23 protein-coding genes and 1 tRNA gene are annotated in these 20852 nt (G+C 64.4%); all 24 read left to right on the top strand.

From position 1 onward, the window contains the following. The first annotated feature begins 1 nt into the window (after position 1). Complete coding sequence (locus tag C7435_RS00125) at positions 2-598, top strand: DUF3486 family protein (protein ID WP_121209570.1); 597 nt, start codon at positions 2-4, stop codon at positions 596-598. After that, positions 595-2211, top strand: coding sequence for a hypothetical protein (locus tag C7435_RS00120; protein WP_199288350.1), 1617 nt, complete (start codon positions 595-597; stop codon positions 2209-2211). Before C7435_RS00125 ends, C7435_RS00120 begins: the two co-directional genes overlap by 4 nt. Next, a complete protein-coding gene (locus C7435_RS00115) occupies positions 2204-4288 on the top strand; it encodes a phage portal protein (protein WP_233350634.1) in 2085 nt (694 codons plus the stop codon). The genes C7435_RS00120 and C7435_RS00115 overlap by 8 nt, the downstream gene beginning before the upstream one ends. 3 nt (positions 4289-4291) lie before the next feature. After that, a complete protein-coding gene (locus tag C7435_RS00110; RefSeq protein WP_121209569.1) occupies positions 4292-5041 on the top strand; it encodes an HK97 family phage prohead protease in 750 nt (249 codons plus the stop codon). A 38-nt stretch (positions 5042-5079) separates the two neighbouring features. Further along, positions 5080-5143 (top strand) — tRNA-OTHER (locus tag C7435_RS00105). Positions 5144-5657: 514 nt separating this feature from the next. After that, the gene (locus C7435_RS00100) at positions 5658-6986 is read left to right on the top strand and encodes a phage major capsid protein (protein ID WP_121209568.1); all 1329 of its coding nucleotides are present in this window, start codon (positions 5658-5660) and stop codon (positions 6984-6986) included. A 137-nt stretch (positions 6987-7123) separates the two neighbouring features. Further along, on the top strand, positions 7124-7387 hold the full coding sequence (locus tag C7435_RS00095; RefSeq protein ID WP_121209567.1) for a hypothetical protein: 264 nt from the start codon (positions 7124-7126) through the stop codon (positions 7385-7387). A gap of 9 nt (positions 7388-7396) precedes the next feature. Continuing rightward, positions 7397-7909 carry a hypothetical protein gene (locus tag C7435_RS00090; protein WP_121209566.1) on the top strand — a complete coding sequence of 171 codons (513 nt, stop codon included), beginning with the start codon at positions 7397-7399 and terminating at the stop codon, positions 7907-7909. 10 nt (positions 7910-7919) lie between these two features. Next, positions 7920-8489, top strand: coding sequence for a hypothetical protein (locus C7435_RS00085; RefSeq protein WP_121209565.1), 570 nt, complete (start codon positions 7920-7922; stop codon positions 8487-8489). A gap of 112 nt (positions 8490-8601) precedes the next feature. Beyond that, complete coding sequence (locus C7435_RS00080) at positions 8602-8814, top strand: hypothetical protein (RefSeq protein ID WP_121209564.1); 213 nt, start codon at positions 8602-8604, stop codon at positions 8812-8814. After that, on the top strand, positions 8814-9143 hold the full coding sequence (locus tag C7435_RS00075; protein ID WP_121209563.1) for a hypothetical protein: 330 nt from the start codon (positions 8814-8816) through the stop codon (positions 9141-9143). The genes C7435_RS00080 and C7435_RS00075 overlap by 1 nt, the downstream gene beginning before the upstream one ends. A gap of 1 nt (position 9144) precedes the next feature. After that, a complete protein-coding gene (locus tag C7435_RS00070; RefSeq protein ID WP_121209562.1) occupies positions 9145-9489 on the top strand; it encodes a hypothetical protein in 345 nt (114 codons plus the stop codon). Continuing rightward, on the top strand, positions 9489-9677 hold the full coding sequence (locus C7435_RS00065) for a hypothetical protein (RefSeq protein WP_121209561.1): 189 nt from the start codon (positions 9489-9491) through the stop codon (positions 9675-9677). Before C7435_RS00070 ends, C7435_RS00065 begins: the two co-directional genes overlap by 1 nt. Positions 9678-9824: 147 nt before the next feature. After that, entirely contained in the window at positions 9825-10631 is an 807-nt protein-coding gene (locus C7435_RS00060; protein ID WP_121209560.1) for a DNA adenine methylase, read from the top strand. 2 nt (positions 10632-10633) lie between these two features. After that, the gene (locus C7435_RS00055) at positions 10634-11059 is read left to right on the top strand and encodes a phage morphogenesis protein (RefSeq protein WP_121209559.1); all 426 of its coding nucleotides are present in this window, start codon (positions 10634-10636) and stop codon (positions 11057-11059) included. Positions 11060-11177: 118 nt separating this feature from the next. Further along, positions 11178-11603 carry a tail completion protein gp17 gene (gene gp17, locus C7435_RS00050; RefSeq protein WP_121209558.1) on the top strand — a complete coding sequence of 142 codons (426 nt, stop codon included), beginning with the start codon at positions 11178-11180 and terminating at the stop codon, positions 11601-11603. Then, positions 11604-12215: a hypothetical protein gene (locus tag C7435_RS00045; protein ID WP_075188590.1), complete on the top strand. Its 612-nt coding sequence runs from the start codon at positions 11604-11606 to the stop codon at positions 12213-12215. Between the two features lie 198 nt (positions 12216-12413). Beyond that, entirely contained in the window at positions 12414-12857 is a 444-nt protein-coding gene (locus C7435_RS00035; protein WP_121209556.1) for a hypothetical protein, read from the top strand. Between the two features lie 14 nt (positions 12858-12871). Further along, a complete protein-coding gene (locus tag C7435_RS00030) occupies positions 12872-13105 on the top strand; it encodes a hypothetical protein (protein ID WP_075188592.1) in 234 nt (77 codons plus the stop codon). Further along, positions 13098-15257, top strand: coding sequence for a phage tail length tape measure family protein (locus C7435_RS00025; RefSeq protein WP_170150284.1), 2160 nt, complete (start codon positions 13098-13100; stop codon positions 15255-15257). Before C7435_RS00030 ends, C7435_RS00025 begins: the two co-directional genes overlap by 8 nt. Further along, complete coding sequence (locus C7435_RS00020; RefSeq protein WP_121209554.1) at positions 15254-15844, top strand: hypothetical protein; 591 nt, start codon at positions 15254-15256, stop codon at positions 15842-15844. The genes C7435_RS00025 and C7435_RS00020 overlap by 4 nt, the downstream gene beginning before the upstream one ends. After that, a complete protein-coding gene (locus tag C7435_RS00015) occupies positions 15844-16488 on the top strand; it encodes a hypothetical protein (protein ID WP_121209553.1) in 645 nt (214 codons plus the stop codon). The genes C7435_RS00020 and C7435_RS00015 overlap by 1 nt, the downstream gene beginning before the upstream one ends. After that, positions 16485-16910 (top strand): DUF6950 family protein, encoded by a 426-nt coding sequence (locus C7435_RS00010; protein ID WP_121209552.1) that lies wholly within the window; start codon positions 16485-16487, stop codon positions 16908-16910. The genes C7435_RS00015 and C7435_RS00010 overlap by 4 nt, the downstream gene beginning before the upstream one ends. After that, positions 16903-20852, top strand: a 3950-nt coding sequence (locus C7435_RS00005) for a hypothetical protein (protein ID WP_121209551.1), incomplete at its 3' end; no start/stop codon positions are given. The genes C7435_RS00010 and C7435_RS00005, both read left to right, overlap by 8 nt.

Genomic DNA, 20852 nt, shown 5'->3' with positions numbered 1-20852 from the left:
CATGGCCCGCCGCAGCCGCACCAAGAGGCAGCGCCGTCAAGGTCGTGGCCGGCTATCGACGCTGGACCTGCTGCCCGATGAAGCCGATGGCGACATCCTGTGGCTGAACGAGGAGCTGCGCGAAGGTCGCCGCCTGCAGATCGACCTGCTCGAGGAGTTCAACGCGCGCCTCGCGGACAAAGGCATCGGCTCGATCAGCAAGAGCGCCTTTTCCCGATACTCGGTGCGCAAGGCCACCCAGTTTCGCCAGTTGGACGAGACGCGCCGGATCTCGGTCGAGTTGGCTGACATGCTGGGCGTCGACAGCTCGGACAAGATGACAATCGCCCTGTCCGAGATGCTGAAGATGGCGGCGTTCCGGATCGCCGAGGGCGGCAATCTGGGCACCAAGGACGTGATGGAGCTGGCACGGGCGACACAGTCCCTGACCAGCGCGCAGAAGGCGTCGGCCGACTATCGCCGCCAGCTGCAGGATGAGTTCAATGAGCGCGTCGAGGATGGCGCTGATCGCGCCGAAGTGATTGCGCGCGAAGCTGGCCTGTCGGCCGACCGGATCGCCCAGCTGCGGCGTGAGTTCCTCGGAGTTCGCGCTTCATGAGCGAGCCGCCAACCATCGACCAGGACGTTCCGCGCTCGCCGATTGATGACGTTTTTCCCGGCATGATGCCGCCAGAGGGACTGGACCCGTTGGCCGACGGCATCCTGATGGAACACCAGCGCGCCTGGATAGCCGATCAATCGCCGCTCAAGCTCGGCGAGAAGGGACGCCGGACAGGCATCACCTTTGCCGAAGCTCTGGACTCAACGCTGATCGCCATGGCGGCGAAAAGTGCAGGCGGTGATCACACCTATTACGTCGGCGACACGAAGGACAAGGGTCTGGAGTTTGTGGCGGTCGCCGCCCGGTTCGCAAAGACCGTGGCCAAAGAGCTGCTGGACGTTGAGGAGTTTGTCTTCACGGATGTGCAAGAGGACGGGTCCAGCAAGGACATCGCCGCCTATCGCATCCGCTTCGCGTCTGGCAACCAGATCGTCGGCCTGTCCAGCAACCCGGCCAATATTCGCGGCCTTCAAGGGCGCGTCGTGATCGATGAGGCAGCGTTTCACCGCAACGTCGCGGCCGTGATTGACGCGTGCAACGCCCTGCTGATTTGGGGCGGCACGATCCGGATCATCTCAACGCACAACGGTGCCCTCAACCCGTTCAATGAGCTGATCAAGGAAATTCACCAGGGCCTCTACGACTACTCGATTCATCGCATCACGTTCGACGATGCGGTTGCGAACGGGCTGTATGAACGTGTCTGCCTGGTGCGCGGTTGGGAGGCGTCGCCGGAGGGCAAGGAAGAATGGTATCGCCGCGTCCGGAAGGCTTACGGCAGCCGGGCAGAGGCGATGCGCGAGGAGCTGGACGCGATTCCGCGCGAAGGCGACGGCGTACTGTTGCCGCTGGCATGGATCGAAGCCTGCAGTACGGCCGAATACAAGGTCGTGCGGTGGGAGCCACCCTTTGAGGGCTTCGTTGACATGCCCGAAGCCGCCCGTCGCGGCGAGATGGCCGTCTTCCTCAACGAGCAGGTTGCGCCGGCGCTGGACCGCTTCCGCGACCAGGGCCTGACGTGGCATCTCGGTGGCGACTTCGCCATGCGCCAGGATCGAAGCTCCTACCCGATCGGCTTCGTCGGCCAGGATCTGAAACGTCATGTTCCGCTGATCCTGGAGCTGCGCACTTGTCCCTACGACCAGCAAAAGCAGGCCCTGTTCTGGCTCGTCCAGTATGTCGGCGCGTTCGCGTCCGGCGTGCTGGATGCCAACGGCAACGGCATGGTGCTCGCCCAGGAGGCCCGGCAGAAATTCGGGCCGAGCCGCATCGTCGAGCTGATGCCGTCCGATGAGTGGCTGCGCGAATACACGCCGCGCTTCCGGGCCGCCTTCGAAGACAAGACCATTCTGCTGCCGGCCGACCTCGATGTCCGCAACGACCTACGGCAATTCAAGATCGTCGGCGGCGTTGCGAAGATCCCGCGCCATGTTCGCACCGAAGGCTCGGACGGTGGCAAACGCCACGCGGACTCGGCGGTGGCGACCCTCAACTTCTTCGCGGCGACGTTCGGCGGCGATGCGCCCCGCTGGCGGCCTCTGACCGAGGCCGGCGAGATGCAGCCAGGCCGCGCCAACCCTGAAGCGAATTGGATACCGCTCGATGCTTAAAGCTCTCAAAGCCGCTTTCGACGCGACCCTGTCGCTGATGCGGCATGTGCCCGACACCGGAGCTGGTCCGATTCGCCTGATGCGTCGAACCAGGATCGACTACCGCAAAGAGGTCGGAGACGGGCTGGACGCCTCGGTGTTCACGGCGCCCGTGCAATGGATCGCGCGGGCCTTGCCGGAGGCGCGGCTGACCGTGAAGCGGACACGCCGCGATGGCGTCGAGGAGGATCTCGCCGATCACGACCTGGTCAAACTCGTGGCGAACCCAAACCCGTTCTACGGTGACATGGCGCTGTGGATGGCGACGATCTTCTCCTTCTGTTTTGACGGCAATGCCTATTGGGTGAAGCTGCGCAACCGGGCCGGTCGGCCGGTGCAGCTCTGGTACGTGCCTCACTGGATGATCGAGCCGTTGGGGTCGCGCGACGGATTGAGCTTTCTGACCCACTACAAATACACGCCCGGCAGCGGGCTGGAGCCGATCATTATCGCGCCGGACGATGTCGTGCATTTTCGCCATGGCATCAATCCCAGCAATCCGCGCAAGGGCCTGTCGCCGATCGGCGGCGTGCTGCGCGAGATCTTCATGGATCTCGAAGCGAGCAACTTCGTCGCGGCACTCCTGCGCAATATGGGCGTGCCGGGCGTGGTGATCGCACCGAAGGCCGGCGCCCTGCCGACGGCCGAGGATGTCGAGGCCACCAAAGTCTGGTTCAAGCAGTCCTTCGGCGGTGACAAGCGCGGTGACCCGCTGGTTATGGGCGCGCCGACCGATGTTCACCAGTTCGGCTTCAACCCACAGCAGATGAACATGGACGGCGCGCGTGACGTGGCCGAAGAGCGGATCTGCGCCGCCCTGGGCGTGCCGGCCGCTGTCGTCGGGTTCGGCGCCGGCCTGCAACAGACAAAAGTCGGCGCGACCATGGAGTCGCTGCTCAAACTCGCCTGGCACAATGGCGTGCTGCCGTATTGCCGAATGCTGGCAGACGAGCTGAGCCGGTCGCTACTGCCGGACTTCGGCAATACGGTCGGTCTGCGGGTCACGCACGACACATCGGAAGTGATCGCCCTGGCTGACCACGAAGACCGCGAGACGGAGCGGTGGGCGAAGCGGGTGAACAGCGGCGCCGCCCTGGTGTCGGAAGCCCGCGAGGCCTGGGGCCTGCCGGTGGACGATACGCATCGCATCTATCTGCGCCCGATGGCCGTTCTGGAAGTTCCGGCCGGCGCACCGCCCCGCGCGCTCGCCCCGCCAAAAGCACAGGGCGAAAAGGCTCGCGCCAGCGCGCAGGCGATGGAACGGGCGTCTGCCTATGCCCGTATCATCGCCCGCGCAGAGAAGGGTCAGATCGCCAAGGTCGAGGGCTTGCTCAAAGCCTTCTTCGTGGGTCTTGGCGAGGCCGTCCGAGAGGCCGCGCAACCCTTCCTCGACGCCGATCCGACCATTGCCAAGGCCCGCCCGGCCGACGGTGAGAAAGCCGACGAGCTGTTGATCGAGCAGATCCTCGAAGCTCTGGGCATTCCGGCCCACGAGACCACTTTCCGGCGACTGCTCGAGCGGCACTTCCTGGAAGTCGCGCGAACGATTGCCGAGGCCGGCGAGCTGGCCGGCCTGTCCGGGCGTCTGCCCGATCCGGTGGCGCGGGCGATCGTGGCGGCCGGTGGTCGCCGGGCAGGCCTTATCGACATCTCGGACCAGACGCGCCGAGCGCTGTACGAGGCGCTTGCCGAAGGCCGCGCCGCTGGCGAAGGCGTGACTCAGCTGGTCGCCCGCATTGCCGGCGAGGTTGAAGCCGGGCCGTGGGGCTCGGCCGAGACGCGGGCACGGACGATTGCCCGCACGGAAACCAAGTACGCCCAGAACATTTCGACGATCGAGCGCGGCCGCGCTGCCGGCGTCGAACAATTCATGGTGATCGACGGCCGTCTCGGGCCGGGCCGGTCACTGCCCAGCCACATGGCCCGCAACGGCTCGATCGTCAGCGCGACAGAAGCGCGTGAGATGGCCGACGCGGAGCATCCCAACGGAACCCTGTCCTTTGCGCCGCACTTCGGCTTGGACGATGAGGAGGACTGACCCATGAAAACCGAGATCAAGAGCCTGATTGTCGAGAAGATGGACGACGCGGGCCATGGCTTGGCCCGAATTGCAACCCTGTCGGCGGTCGACTACGACGGCGACGCCTATGAGGAGGGTGCGTTCGGATGGAAGGAAGGCGGCCAATGGGTGCCGATCCTTCCGGCCCACAATAGAAAGGCCCTGCCGCTCGGCAAGGCGCGAGTCTACGAGGACAAGGGGGTTGCGTTCGCCGAGTTGCACCTCAACCTCGACACGGCCGATGGCCGGGACTGGCACTCTCACCTCAAGTTTGATTTGGCCAAAGGTGTGCCGTCGCAGGAATGGTCCTACGGCTATGGCGTGATGGATGCCCGCCAGGAGCTTCGCGGCGGCGAGGTTGTGCGTGTCCTAAAGAAGCTGGACGTTCACGAGGTCTCGCCAGTGGTTCGCGGTGCCGGCGCGGGCACCGGCACCTTGGGCATGAAGTCACGCGGCACCTTCGCCGATCAGATCGACCAAGCCATCGCGGATCTCGATGACCTGGTCGAGCGCGCCGAGGGCGTGAAGGCGGCGCGTGAGGGAGACGGGCGCCAGCTCGGCGCCGAGCGTCTCGCCCAGTTGGGCGAGTTGAAGGCCCGGCTTGAAGCGGTGCTGGAGACCGGCCGAGCCGATCCGGACGATGCCGAGGCCAAGGCCCGTGCCGAGGGTGAGCGGCTGGCGGCCGCGTTCGAAACACGGGATGCGTTCAGGCGCTGGGCGCGCACTCTATAGTTCGAGACGCGGAGGGCGCGGGTTCGAATCCCGCCCGATTGGTAGCTCAGCCTGGTAGAGCACCGCGAACCCGAGACGCCGGTTCGATCCCGGTCAGACAAGTCGGCTTCATGCCCCGGCGCATGCGTCCCTTGGCGCTGTCTGTAGCTCAATTGGTAGAGCGCGGTTTGAGGTTGGCGGGCGGCGCCAGGTTGATCACCGACGTCGCCCCGCCACCGATCCATACTCCCGTGACTTTCCTTCATTTTGCGCGCTGCGATTCTGGCGGGCACAGAGCGCCTTGGCTGGCCGTGCGGCGGCGCTGGTACATTCCAAGCCCTGAATCGCGGCCCAGCGCGTTCAAAGTGCCTATTTAGGGCCAATCTTGGGCCGCCTTGTCGGTGCGAATTCACTTCGGCGTGCCGGCAAGCTGGATTCCGCGGTAAATATCGGCCAGAACGGTTGGCACCGGATCTCGGCAGCTCACTGCCCCGCGCGGCTGCGCGGATAGGTCCGAACCTCCCCTCCCAATAGCTTTGCTCTCGACCTGAACGGGCCGCGCCGGCTGCACCCGTCATTCACCGCTATCTGACAGGCCGCGCGGGCTGCGGCGACCAATCAACGGGAGTATTGACCCATGACCACCCTCACTGCCGCCCGCGACAAGTTCGCCGCCCTTCAGGCGTCGCTCGGCACCGTCTTCACCGAAGCCAAGACCAGCGATGGTCAGTACGACTTCCAGAAAGTCGCCAAGGAGACGCTTCAGGCCTCGCTTGGCATGGACGCGAAAGCGCATTCGACGATCGACGTCGTCAAGCGCATCAATGAGAAGAATGCCGAGCTGGACGAGGCGGCCACCGCAGTCGAGGCGCTGGAGGCGGCCGAGAAAGCGGCCTCTTCGCATTCGGACCGTGAAAAGGCGGTGCGCGGCCTGCCAATGCCTGGCGGCGACAAGGCCCGGTCCGACTCCGCTGTCCAGCAGCTCAAGGCCCTGGGCGATATGGTCTCGGACGAGAAGGCCTATCGCGATTGGGTCGAGCGTGGCGCGCCGGACGGCATTACCCTGCAGTTCGACGAGTATCTGCCGTCCGACATGCTGGCCAAGGGTCTGTCGATCAACACGATCGGCTCCAAGGCTGCGATGACCACGTCGGCCGGTTGGGCACCGGAAAGCGTCCGCCTGCCGGGTTTTGTCGAGGCAGCAACGCGTCCGGTCCAGCTCCTGGACATCGTCCCAATGGCCCGGACGGGTCAGGCGGCGATTCCGTACATGGAAGAAACCACCCGTAACCACGGCGCTGCAGAGGTGGCCGAGGGTGGCGACTATGGCGAGGCCGAGTTCGTTCTCACCGAAAAGAACGGCACGATCGTGAAGATCGGCACGAGCATCCCGGTCACCGACGAGCAGCTTGAGGACGTCGATCAGTCGCAATCCTACATCAACTCGCGCCTGGTGTTCGGCATCCGTCAACGGCTCGACGGCCAGATCCTCGTCGGCAACGGCACTACGCCGAACATGCGCGGCCTCAAGAATACCGTCGGCATCCAGACGCAGGCGAAGGGCGCCGATCCGGTTCCGGACGTCTTCTACAAGGCCATGACCAAGATCCGCGTCACTGGCCGGGCGATCCCGACCCATCACGTCATCAACCCGACTGACTGGCAGGGCGTGCGTCTGATGCGCACCGCCGACGGCGTCTACATCTGGGGCAATCCGAGCGAAGCCGGGCCGGAACGCCTTTGGGGTCTGCCGGTTGTCCAGTGCGACGCCGATGCAGCCGGCACGGGCTATGTCGGGGCATTCAACCCCGCTTTCGTCTCGCTCTTCGAGCGGCGCGGTGTTGACGTCCAGGTCGGCTTTGTCGGCTCGCAGTTCACCAAGGGTCAGCGGACGATCCGGGCCGATACGCGGATGGGCATCGTCTTCTTCCGACCCGCCGCCTTCTGCTCCTGCACCGGCCTCTAGACCGGCTTGCTGGCGGGCGCGACCCCGGTCGCGCCCGCTTCACCTCATACCCAGCGAGAGGGGCGTCCGGTACGGCCAAGGCTCCCGGCGCAAGGCCTTCAGGGCGCGCCCCATTCTCCTGCCCATGGGAGGGCTTGATGACCACCATTTCCGGATTTTCGGTTCCAACCGGCTGCTGCCTCATTCCTGGCGGCGCAGCTGGCGAACACGCGGTCCAAGGCAATCTTACGCCGGGCGACACTTTGCTGTCGGTTGAACATATCGTCGACGGCTCGCCGCCAACGCGCACTGACCGCACCGCCGAGTTTTCCATCCACGCCACCAAGGCCGGGGTCGTTGAGAATACGACCACCGACACGACCGGGGACTTTCTGCACGTCCTTTGGGCGATGAGCGAATAGGAGCTGATCATGAAAGCCACTGCACGCCTGTATTTGACCGCCGCCAAAAACGCCCTGGTCGCCGAGGGCCACAAGGATGCGGCCTTCCTCTACGCCGCGCCGGACGATGAAATCCCCGATTCCGCGGCCGAGCGCTTCGGCCTGGTTGACGGGGCTGTGGGTAGGCAGGGCGGCAAATCCGCCCCGGTCCGCCCGAACAAGGACAAGAAGCCCGACGGCGACAAGTCGAAGGAGCCGGACGGGGACAAGTCTGGCGGCCCGGCGATCGACGATCTCACCGAGCTGAAGGGTGTCGGTGCGGCGACGGCCAAGGCGCTCGTCGCAGCCGGTATCGACAATTTCGGCGCCCTTGCAGCCATCGACCCGGCCTCACCGCCGGAGCTGGAAACCAACGCAAGCGCCAATGATTGGGTGTCCTGGACGACGCAAGCGCGAGCCATTGTGGCGGCTGGCGCACCTGATGAGCCGCCCGCCAGTGCGCAGGGTGGCCTGAAGATCAACAAGCTCGAAAACGCCGGCTGAGGACGGTTCAATGGCCCTTCTGGATCGTGTGAAAGAACGCACCGGGTCGGACCTGTCGGATACCGAGCTGCAGGCGATGATCGACGGCGTCACGGCCGAGATTGTCGCCCGTTTCGGTCCGGCCGGGCCGATCGCGCTTGAAATGGCCGACCCGACTGATCCGGAGGCGCGCACGCTCAAGACGCTGCGCCTGGCGCGTCCGATCGATGACGGCGAGGCGATCACCGTCACGGAGTCGGATCCGGCCGATACGGGGCTGGCGGCCACCGACATCGAGCTGGACGCGACGGACTATCGCATTTTGCACGGCGGTCGAACCTTGCAGCGCCTCACCGGCGGCCCGAACGGGCGCAGCCATTGGGCGCCACTAGTGACGATCACCTACACGCCGATCGGCGAAGCGGCCGCGCGTGACGAGGCGGTGATCAAGCTGGTCCAGCTCGACCTGTCCTATCGTGGCGGGCTGAAGTCGGAACGCGCCGGCGACCACTCATTCACGCTGTCTGGCAATATTGCGACCGAGCGTGAGCAAATCCTTGAGAGCCTGGCGCAGCGGCGCGGCGGCTTTCTCCTGGCTTGAGGCAAAAGATGCACCCGCTTTCCTTTTTTCTGGTCGCCCTGCTGGCCTTCGTCTCTTGTGGTCTCGCCATCGCGCTGTTGACGCTTGGCCGACGCAGTGAAGGCGGATCGTGATGTTACCGATCCTGTTGATCCTGGGCGCCGCATTCCTTGTCCTGTGGCTCTTTCTCTCCGGCCTGCCGAACTGGCTGTGGCGTCGAATCCCTGAAGGCGGGCGCCGGCTTATCGGCAATGCGTTGTCCTCAGCGTTAGCAGCGCTGATCCTGATTATCGGCGCTGCAATCTGGTTGTTGTCGTGGTTCCCGATTTCGATGCGGGGTGGGTGATGTCGGCGGTTGTTTATCTGTCGGAAGACAAGGTCGTTGCCGGACGCCGGATCGACGGCGATGAGGACGCGAACGGCCTGCTGCAGCAATTGCGCAACAAGACCGGCCGGGACTGGATTGTTCGTGTCCATGTTCATGCTGGCCGCAGGCCTTTGTTCGGGGCCAGCGCGACTACCCGCCATTACGACCTCTGCCTGCCGTGCGGCGGTGAATGGCAGGTACTCAATCTGTGCACGAAGTCGGGCGGGTCGCTGTTCGATGATGACGGCAATAGCCGCGAGCACGTCATGAACTACATGCTCGGCCTGCTGGCCGGGCTGGAGAGCTGACATGATTTCCGGTCGTCTCGTGCATTTGGCCGATGTCGAACGCAACCAGGCGGTCGGCAAGGATGACTGGGGCGACGATGTCGCGCCGGACTTCATCGCGCTGGCCACGGTGAGGTGCTGGGCCTGGTCAACTTCAACCCGCGAAGTTGTCGATGGCGACAAGACTGCCCTGATCGAGGACATGCGCATCATGTTCGCCCTGGGAGCCGACGTGAATGAGGGCGACGAGATTGCCCGGATCACCAACCGGCGCGACGTCGTGATCTTCGCCGGCCGCTTTCGTGTCGAAGGACAGGTCCAGCACAAACACACCCACCTTGAAGCCGCCTTGAAGAGGGTCGCCTGATGCGCGTGAAGATCGGCGATGACTGGTTCGACAGCGACCACCAACCGATTTGCATCGAGCTGTCGGAAGCCGAGGTCAACTGGGTCGACCGGTTCCTGGTCAATGCCGAGGGCGCGCCCCAGCGCAAGTTCGCCTGCTTCCCCGATGATTGGGGCACGTCAGAGGAGATGCTCGCCTGGATGGACTAGGCGCAGACTGGTCAGCGGATGGCCGAGGCGAATGTCTCGGCAGCGGGGTTGCAGATTGGCGTCAGCGCCCCACCAAGCACCGGAGATACTTCATCCGCCGCCCCTTGCGGGGCGCAGGGTGATTTTCACGATTCCGGAAGGATTGGAATGACACCTGACAGTATGCGGCCGGTACGGCCGACCCGAACACCGTCCGCCTATATCGGCGGCAAGCGCAACCTGGCCAAGCGGATCTGCGCCATGATCGCCGCGACGCCTCACGCGACATATGTCGAGCCGTTTGTGGGGATGGGCGGCATATTCCTGCGCCGTACGAGCGCGCCGGCCGGTGAGGTCATCAACGACTTCTCCGGTGATGTGGCCAACCTGTTTCGCATCCTGCAGCGCCACTACCCGCAATTCATGGACACGCTGCGCTTTCAGGTGACCAGCCGACGTGAGTTCGAACGGCTCCAGGCCTGCGACCCGGCGACCCTCACGGATCTGGAACGGGCCGCGCGATTCCTCTACCTCCAGCGGGTGGCCTTCGGCGGCAAGGTGGCCGGACGAAATTTCGGCGTGAGCGTCGGCCGGGGTGTCCGGTTCAACCTCAACACGCTCGCGCCATTGCTTGAGGAGGTGCATGAACGCCTGGCCGGTGTGGTGATCGAGAACCTGCCCTGGCAGGCGTTGATCGAGCGCTATGATCGCGCCGACACACTCTTCTATCTCGACCCGCCGTACTGGGGGAATGAAGAGGATTATGGCGCCGGCATGTTCGGGCGAGACGAGTTCGCCGAGTTGGCCGACCGGCTGGCGTCAATCAAGGGCCGGTTCATCCTGTCGATCAACGACCGGCCGGAGATCCGCACGCTCTTCGCTAGCTTCAACATCGAGACGGCGACGGTCAACTATTCGATATCCGGTGGCGCGGGCCGACCGGCCGGCGAGCTGGTCATCCAGTCGAAAGGATAAGCATGGCGACCTCCCAGGATCTGCAATGGTTCGGCGATGCCGTCACGTCGAAGATGCGCCAGGCGCAGATCCTCGGGGTCAACAAGACGATGGGCAGTGCGGCCGCGCGCGCCAAGTTGAACCATGCCTGGCAAAACCGGACCGGTGTGCTGGAAGGCGGCATCGACATCACCGACTACGCGGCCAGGGAAGAGTCTGGCGTGCGCGGCACTTGGGGCGTTCGGGATGTCGTCTACGCCCGCATCCATGAGCTGGGCGGCATCATCAAGCCAAAGAATGGTGCCGCCCTGACCATCCCGCAGTCCGATGGAAGCGTGCGCCTAGTCAGTCAGGTCAAGATCCCGGCGCGGCCCTATCTGCGCCCGGCGGCCGACGCAGAATATCCCAAGCTCGCCCTCAACATCCGCAAAGCCTATGAACGCCTCTAGGTGGTCGCCCCTTGACCGGGTGGCGCGCGCCAGAGATTGTGGCCCGGCCTTCCCGATATAGTTCGCCCGCGCAGCCGCGCCGATATTTCAGGCCGTGACTGATGCCTAGTCTCGCGGCATGGCTGAAGACGTGGACATCATCGGCGCCGTGACGGCGGTCTTGAAGGCGGATGCCCCGGTGGCAGCCGTTCTTACCACGCGCGTGTTCGGCGGCGAGCTGCCGCCAGATGAGGCCCGGCACATGCCCCGCCCCGCCGTAGTCATCCGACCATCGGGCGGCGTGTCCAGCGCCCAGGGCAGCAATGTCCAGCACGACACCCAACGCTTTGACCTGGTCGCCTATGGCGCGACGCCCTCAAAGGCGGATTCGCTGCGGCGCAAATGCCGGCGCGCGCTGACCAATGTCGAGCGTCTGACGGTCGCCGGCGCCCTCATCCACTGGATTCAGCCGGCGGGCGGGTTTTCGAGCGGCCGCGATGGCGACGCCGACTGGCCCTACGCCTTCCAATCTTTCCAGATCTATCACGCCCTCAACGAGGTTTAGATGAACACCGCACCGTTTGAAATCATCGCCGGGCCGATCGAGGCCTATATCGCGCCGGTCGGCACGGCCTTTCCCGCCATCGATGCCGCGCCAGCGGGTCCGTGGGCGCTGATTGGCGCGACGGGCTCGGAGAATTACGACGAGCAGGGCGTGAAAATTGCCCACAGTCAGGACGTGAAGGCGTTCAAGTCGCTCGGCCTGACGGGTGCCAAGAAAGCCTTTCGCGAGAATGAGGGGCTGACGGTCGGCTTTACCTTGTTCGACCTGCAGCTGGAGCAATATTCGCTCGCGCTGGCCGGCACCACCGTTGCCACCACGGCGGCCGGCGTCGGGACGGCCGGCTCAAAGGCGCTGCCCTTTTATCGCGGGCATGACGTGGCGCTTCACGCGCTGCTCCTGCGCGGCGCGTACTCGCCCTATGGCGATGCCATGAACCTGCAATACCAGATGCCGGTCTGCTACCTCAACTCCTCGCCCGAACCCGTCTTCAAGAAGGGTGATCCGGCCGGATTGGCGTTCGAATACATGGCGCTTGTCGACCCAAGCGCTGCGACGGCCGCCGCGCGCTTTGGCCAGCTGGTGATTCAGCACCAAGCCCCACTGGAAGAGTAATGCCCGGGCCGCATATCGACCCCGCAGCACTGGCGGCAGAGCACCGACAACTGGACAGCGCGGCGGCGGAACACAAGCGCGCCGCGCGGCGACACAAGGACGGCCTGAAGGCGGTTCGAACGCGCCAGGCCGAGATCGAGCGGGTCTGCGCCCGTCTTGGCATTCAACTGACCGAACACCCCGGCGAAGGAGGTATCCATGGCCGACGAAGCAATCCTCAGTCTTGAACCCATCAAGCGTGACTTCATCAGGATCAATGGCGAAGACTTCGAGATCTACGCGCCCGACGAATTGTCGGTCGAGGCGTGCCAGGAGATCACTCGCGATGGCGCGCTGATCGGGGAGCTTTCCGCCAAGCATGACAGGGCTAGCCACAGGAAGATGGCCAAGCTGATCGATGAGGTTGCGCACCGTGCCTTCGTCGAGATCCCCGATGAGGTGTTCGACAAGATCCCCGGCTTTCAGCGAATGCAGATCGTGTCGGTTTTTACCGGGCTTCTGCTGCGTCAAGCGACCGGGCTGGCAGGAGCGACAGCGAGGGCGGTGAGCGGATTGGCTGGGGTGAAGCCATCATCCGGCTCCAGCGGTTCTTTGGCGGGTCTCCCGACTGGTGGTGGCGCCGCGCGCCCGTCCGGCACGTAAAGGCCTATTTCACCATGCTTACCCGTCTGCAAGCCGAAGAGACGCTGCGGTCCGTCCAGGCGCAAGCCCTGGGCAGCGGCCTGCTGGAGAAGGGCGATTTTCACCGCTCGATCGCGCGCCTTGAGCGGGCCGCTTACGGCCGCCCGGTCCGCGCGGCGCAGGCATCGCCGGCCGCGCTGCAAGCGATGGGCATTGGCGTGACGGTTGTGCCGCCGGTTCAAGGGGCGAAGGAGGCGCATGATGGCTGAGCGCCTTGGTGTTGCCCTTCTGGATCTGCGGACCAATGACGCCGGCCTCGCGAGCGGTATGCGCAACGCCAAGGCCGGTGCCCAAAGCGTGCAAGCCTCGTTCAACGAGACTTCGGCGAAGGCGGCGCTGACGACCGCGCGCATCGAGCAGCTGACCGGCGTAACCGGTGGCCTTCGGCGTAGCGCCACCGACATCACGGCCTATGGCAGCGCGCTGGATGATATGCGGGCGCGCTATAATCCGGTCTATGCGGCAATCCGGCAGTACCGGCAGGCCCAGACAGAGGTGCGCCAGGCACACGCTGTCGGCGCGATATCGGCCGATGAGATGTCAGCGGCGATCAGCCGGGAGCGGCAACAGGCGCTGGCCTCGATCGCCGCCCTGCGCGGCCGCGCCAGCGCGATGGACCAGCTGGGCCGGTCGACCCGCAATACGGCCATGCAGCAACGCCTGTTGATGTTCCAAATGAACGACGTCTTCACGACGTTGGCGATGGGCATGAACCCCTTGATGGTGCTGATCCAGCAAGGGCCACAGATCTCGCAGATTTACGGGCCGGGTGAAGGCGGCGCGGCGCGTGCCTTCCGCGAAATGGGCGACATGCTGACCAGCGCGGTCGCAAAATTCTGGCCGTTTATCGCGGTTACAGGAATCGCCGCAGCCGGCATCGCCGGCATGACCGCCGCGATAGACGACACGACCAAGTATTCCGTCACCATGGGCGATGTCATGATCGCCGCTTTCCAGACGATAGGCGATGGCGTCCTGACCTTCATTCAGCCCGCGTTGGACGTGCTGGGCGGAGTTTTCCGGCAAGTTTGGGACGGGATCGTGGAAGGGACACGGATCGTCGGGAATGTGCTGATCAACGGTTTCCGTTTGGTGGTCCTGCGCGTTGCAACTGAGGCGCGGTCGGTGGCCGTTGTTTGGGGTACTGCTCTCCGATTGATTGCTGACAATTGGAGCCGTCTGCCAGCGGTTATCGGCGATGTCGTTCTTTCGGCCGCGAACCGCACGATCTCCGGCATCGAGTCGATGGTGAATGGCGCAATCGACCGCATCAACGCCCTGATCGAGATGCTGCCCGATTGGGTCGAGATCGACACGCTTGGGCAAGTGTCTATGGGGCGACTGGTCAATCCTTTTACGGGCATGGCCGACGCCCTGAAGGAAGACCTTGTGGGGCTGCCGGGTGAGATCGGCCGGGAGATCGCGACGGTTCTGCAGGAGGCAGCGGCCGAGGCCACCGACATCGTGCAATCCGATCCGATGGGCGACTTCTATCGAGGCACGCGCGACCGGGCGGTTGCCCGCGCTCGCGATCGGGCCAATGCCCGCGAAGGTGACAGTGAGCGGGCGGTGGAAAACCCCTATCGCAATCTTGTTCGCGGTGCCCGCGAATTCATCGCCGCGCAAGAGGTCGAGCGACAGGCGATGTCGCTGACCGACCAGGCCGCTGCGGCGCTGCGCTATGAGCACGACCTTCTGAACCAGGCGATGCGGGCCAACATCAAATTGACGCCGGCCCAGCGTGAGGAGATCGAAGCGTTGGCGCGCGAGATGGCGAGTGCCGAGCACGAGACCGACGCCTTGCGCGAACGGATCGATTTTCTCCGGACCCAGACGCGCAGCTTTGTCGAAGACATGCGTGAAGGTATGCGCCAGGGGATGACCGTCTGGGAGGCCTTCGGCAGCGCCGTCGAGCGCGTGATCAGCCGCTTGGTCGACCGGTCGCTCGACCAATTGGTCGACGCCATCTTCCAGACGCGCGATGCCATGGCCTCGACAGGAGCTGGCGCGGGTGGTGGCGGCGGGATTGGCGGGTTCATCTCACAGGTGTTCGCTGGTTTCTTTGCGAACGGCGGCATGATCCCGGCCGGCCAATTCGGCATCGTCGGCGAAGCTGGTCCAGAGCCGGTGATCGGCACGTCCCAAGGCGCCAAGGTTCTGCCGAACTCGGCGCTGCGCTCGATGGGCAATGGCCGGCAAAACAGCGGCTTTCTCGTCACCGTGGACAAGAGCAAATATTTCGACACCGCCGTGCGCAAGGTTTCAGAACCCATCGCCGCCCAAGCAGCCGGCGGCGCGTACTCGATGTCGCAGGCAGTGGCCGAGAAGCGGTCCTATGACCAGTCGCGGAGGCTTGGATGACCCTGGATCTTCCGGCAGATCTCGATATCGCCAGCATCACGCCCTATCCGATCACCGCCCGGCGCGAACAAAAGCCTGTGTTCGGTGGCCCGGTTTCACGGGTCAAGCGCATGGGGACCCGCTGGGCCATCTCTTATCAGCTGTTGCCGCACAGCTATCTCGAAGCGATGGACCTGACGGATCTGGAGGATGAGGACGAGCGTGTCTCCGCGCCGATCCCGCAACCTGGTCTCGATGTCGGAAATCCTGGCAATCCGGTCATCGATGGCGCTGGGCAGACTGGCAACAGCTACGCCGTTCGCGGACTGACCGTCGGCTATACGATCCGCAAGGGCCAATGGATGCCCGTGATCGTCGGCGGCAAGCGTTTCCTCTACCGCGCACGCGCGGCAGTGACGGCGGACGGAACCGGTCGGGCGGTTGTTCCGGTCCGCCCGATGATCCGCTCGGCCGCGCTGGATGGTGCTACGGCCGAGCTGGCAGATCCACGCATTGAAGGCTTTGTGACACTGCCTCAAGATGCGTTCAAAGCCAGCGCACCCGTCATGGTTTCCGGCCTCTCCTTCACGATCGAGGAGACCGATTGATGGACGCGCTTCTCAAAGCGGCCTGGTCGAACGCGATATCGACCCATTTTACCGCAGTCGAGATCGAATTGCCCGACGCGGCGCTTCGCCTGGTTGATGGCGGAATGGTGGCTTTCGAGGTCGATGGCGAAGCCCAGAGCTTTACGTCCCGCGACGTGACCTATGGCGTCCTGGGTGGCGTTGACACGATCACAGACGGTGTCGCGACCACGGCCGTTTCCGCGCAAATCACGCTCATTCCGTCCTCGGACGGGGCCGTTGCGGCGCTGGCCGCGCCGGCCGCGCAAGGATCGCAAGTGCGGGTCTGGCAAGGCGCTGTTGATCCCGAAACCGGGCAGGCCATCGGCGTTCCGGAGCGTTTGTTCATCGGCAGTCTGGACTTCGCCAACCTCAAGGTCGGCGAAGCGAACCGGCAAGTGATCCTGCAATGTGGATCAGATGACGAGCTGCAACTGGAGCCGACGGCGCATCAACGTCTGTCGCACGCGTTTCATATCTCCGTTTGGCCAGGCGAGTATGGCTTGATCCATATCCCGAAGGTTGCCGGCAAGGTTTTTTGGCGAGTCGCAGAACCGCGTAAGAGCATCGCCAGCGGTTCAGGCGGTGGTGGGAATGTCACCAATGGTGGGGTGGTGGTCCGATGAGCCATCAAGCCAAACGTCAGCGCGCTGCCCAAGCGGCGCTCGACACCTTTTTCGGCCGACCGCAGACGTGGGGCCGACATGACTGTGCCAAGCTGGTCGGCTTCACCCTGCATCAACTCGGCGTCGGTTTGCCGTTGATGAAAGGCGTTCGTTATCGTTCGGAAGCTGGGGCGATACGGGCGCTGCGCAGGCTGGACTTGCCGGGCCTGGCAGAGGGTGTTGATCAAGCCGGACTGACACGTATCGCGCCGGCGCGGGCCTGGCTGGCGGATATCGTCGCGCTGCCAGCACCGGAGCCGTTTGGCGCCTCGCTGATGATCAATGTGGGCAATGGCCGACTGCTGGGCCTGAATGATGGCCATTTCGTCGTCCTTCAACCGACCCAGTATCTAGCCGCGTGGCGGGTACCGGTCGATGGCTGATCCGTTCTCAGCAGCCATCGGCGCCGTGGTGACCTATGTCGGCGGGGCCTTCGCAGCGTCTGCTGCCGGCACGGCCACGCTGGCCCAGGCGGCAACGGTTTTCGCCGTGACGACCTCGGTCAACATCGGTGTCGCCGCGATCATGGCGCCGCAGGTCGGTGCGGGCGGATCTCCGACTGAATGGGCGGCCGACCCGGACGCCGCAATCCCGTTCGTGATGGGTAAGCGCGGTGTGGCGGGCAAGATCGTCCACCGCGACACCTGGGGTTCGGACAATCGTTATCAGTCGCTGGTGACAGTTTACTCCGGCGCAGGTCCGATCAAGAGCTTTGGCACCTTCCGCGCCGACGGCGAGGTGTGCTCGTTCAGCGGGCCTTATGGTCGCCAGACGACCGGGACGTGGAAGGATATCTTCTGGCGCGACCTGCGCCTTGGCACACAGCCAGACACGGCGCTTCAAACACCCGGCCAGCTGAGCGATCCGACGATAGGCGGCGCGCCGATGCCGCAATGGAATTCGTCGCATCGGATTTCCGGCAAGGCGTGCTCGATGATCACGGCCGCGATGGATGCCAAGCGCGAGCGGTGGCCCGCCGATCTGCCCAAGGTCGTCCAGGACATTGAGGGCATCTTCGGCTACGACGCGCGCGAGGACTCCACCTATCCTGGCGGTGCCGGCAGCTGCCGGGCCGATGACCCGACGACATGGGTCTACACGAGGAATGGCGCGGTCGGCGCGCTGACCTTCGCCCTCGGTCTTCGCGAGAATGGCCAGCTGGTTGGCGGGTTGGGCATGGCACCATCGCGCATCGATGTCGCGGCCTTCGTCGAGTTGGCCAACGTCGCGGATGCCAATGGCTGGACAATGTCGGCCGCGTGGACCTCGGCCGATGACAAACACCAGACCTTGCTGGCTTTCCTACAATCAGCCGGTGGCATGTACGCACAGAATGGCGGGTTGCTGTCATGCGTCACGCGGGGCGCACCCAAGACATCGGTCGCGACGATTTCGGCTCGCGACACGGCGGGCCCGGTCGAGATTTCCGCTGCCGCGTCCCGCCTCAGCCGCATCAACACGATTGTCCCGAAGTGCGTCCAGGAGGCACAGGACTGGGAGATGGTGCCGATCGATGAGGTGACGGTCGCGGCTTACCAGACCGAGGATCGCGGCAAGCGCGTGCGCGGCATCGAATACGTCTTTGTTGATAATAGCGTGCAAGCCTCGCAGCTCGCGGTCTATGACATCTGCGACAGCCGTGAAGGCATCACCGGACGCATCCCGCTGAAATCTTATATGCGTGAGCTGAAGGCGGGTGACGCCTTCACGATCGACGAGCCGGAATTCGTCCTGGACGGCTTGAAGTGCCTCGTCCTCAAGCGCGACTTTGACCCGCTCACGTCCGTGGTCACGCTCACCTTCAGATCCGAGACAGACTCGAAGCACCCGTTCGCGCTCGGCCTCGACCCAACGCCACCGGCACCGCCGAGCCTGACACCGGCCGACCCGTACACCTTCCCGCAACCGCCTGAAGCTGATTGGGTTGCCACGCCGATCACGATTGACGGCGAGAATGGTGAAACGCAGCCGGCAGTAGAGGTCGCCGGTGAAGTCACAACGCCAGGCGTCCGGTTGGTCGAAGTGACCTATCGCTATCGCATCGGCGACGGCGCAGGGGGATGGCAGGCGTTCACGGCCTGGACGGTATGGGGATACATTGACCCAGCCGAAGGCCGAGCGGTGCTTGAAGGTATCCCCCCTGGCGCTCAAGTCGAGACCCGTGTTGCCTACATCTCCCAAAGCGGAGTGAGGTCGACGGACGCCCGCGCGCTTGCGGCGGTGACGGTGTCGGGCGAGATAATCGCGACAGGTAGCGTCAATGTCGGGGTCGGGCTGGGTTCGCGCCCGGCCGCCGCCGTCCTCGCCGACGTAGACGCCGCGCTCGACGGCCTGGCGCAAGAGGTGATCGACCGCATCGACGGTGATGAGGGCTTGGGCGTCTCGCTTGACGAGGCCAATGCACGGCTGGATCTGGCGCGGGCGGATATCGACCACGAGCGGCGCCGTCTGTCTTCGACCCTTGCGCAGATGTTGGCCGGGTTTACCGGCCTGGTCTCGGAGGTCGAGTTCCGCGCCGACGAAACCGAAACCGCCTTCGTCCAGATCGAGGGCGCGGTTGTCCGATTGGGCAATGCCGAGGCTGCGATCATTGCGGAAAACACCGCGTGGACGGACGCGGTTGCGGCCGAGGCGGCGGCTCGGCTGCTGCTCACGGCACGCATGGACGTGGTTGAAGGCGAGGCGAGCGACAATGCCGACGCGGTGGCAGCCGTTGCGGCCGACCTGGCGACAGAAGAGACCACACGGGCGAGCGAGACCGGCGCCAATGCGGGTGACATCGTCACGCTGGATGGTCGCATGACCAATGCCGAGGGTGATATCCTCGCCCGCGCGACCAATGATCGGGTCAATGAAGTCGAGGTTGATGCGACCGAAGGCCTGCGCGCGGCGTCGCGGGGGCTGGACAGCTTGACGGCGCAAGTCCTGGCCGGCTTCGCGGGCTATGTTGCCGAGCGCGAGGTGCGCGCCGCCGAAACCGAGGCAGCCTTCGTGGAGATCGAGGGGGCGGTTGTCCGGTTGGGCAATGCCGAAGCCGCGATCATCGCGGAAAACACCGCGTGGACGGACGCGGTTGCGGCCGAGGCGGCGGCTCGGTTGCTGCTCGCTGCCCGCATGGACGTGGTTGAAGGTGAGGCGAGCGACAATGCCGACGCGGTGGCGGCAGTCGCGGCCGATCTGGCGACGGAAGAGACCACGCGGGCATCCGAGACCGGCGCCAATGCGGGTGACATCGTCACGCTCGAAGGTCGCATGACCAATGCCGAGGGTGATATCCTCACCCGCGCGACCAATGATCGGGTCAATGAAGTCGAGGTTGATGCGACCGAAGGTCTGCGCGCGGCGTCGCGGGGGCTGGACAGCTTGACGGCACAAGTGCTGGCCGGTTTTGCGGGCTATGCTGCCGAGCGCGAGGTGCGCGCCGACGAAACCGAGGCAGCCTTCGTGGAGATCGAGGGCGCGGTTGTCCGGCTGGGCAATGCCGAGGCGGCCATCATTGCGGAAAACACCGCGTGGACGGATGGGGTGGCGGTCAACGCGGCCGCCATTGTCGCGCTCGATGCGCGCCAGACGAATGCCGAGGAGGATATCCTCGCGCGTGCCACCATTGCCCGCGTTAATGAAGTCGAGCTGAACGCAGAGACCGCGCTTTCGGACTCTGAGGACCTTATCTACGCCGCGATTGGGGACAACGCGTCGGGGGTGTCTGTCAACGCTGCTGCACTGGTCGATGTGAACGGCCGACTGGAAGCGACCTATGGGTTCACGCTGGATGTGGGCGGCAAGATCAACGGCATGCAGGCGCATTCCGATGGCGAGACAGCGACAGCAAACTTCGCCTTCGACTTCCTTGTAATCGAGGGTGAAGAGCGTTTCACGTTTGACACCGAAACCGGCGTGCTGGGCGCGCCCGGTCTGGCTGTTGATACTATCGTCGCGGAGACGGTTACGGCGCGCTCCATCGTTAATGGGCAGCTTGGTACGCGCTCGGCCGTTTATCTTGATGAGTTTGACTTCGTGTCGCTGGCCTCTGGCACGGTCAACCAGGAGAGTCATTTTCACACCCTGACCCTGACCACTGAAGCGATACCGGTGAAGCCGGGGTCGTTGCTCGAAGTCTCCATCGGATACGAGATTTCGGTCGAGTCCAACTCCTATGAATACTTCCGTTTCAAAGACGCGATCAGCCTGCTCGTGACCCGGTCAGATGATACGGTTGTTGAGTTCACCCCAACCACTTGGCGGGACAGCTTTCATATCCACACGGCGACAACGAATACCGGCAGTGGCCCGAATGTGGGTAATCCCTATCCAATTGAAGATCA

Origin of the sequence: Maricaulis maris (assembly GCF_003634045.1) — a bacterium.
Classification (GTDB): Bacteria; Pseudomonadota; Alphaproteobacteria; order Caulobacterales; family Maricaulaceae; genus Maricaulis; species Maricaulis maris.
This window is presented reverse-complemented; position numbering and strand designations above follow the sequence as displayed.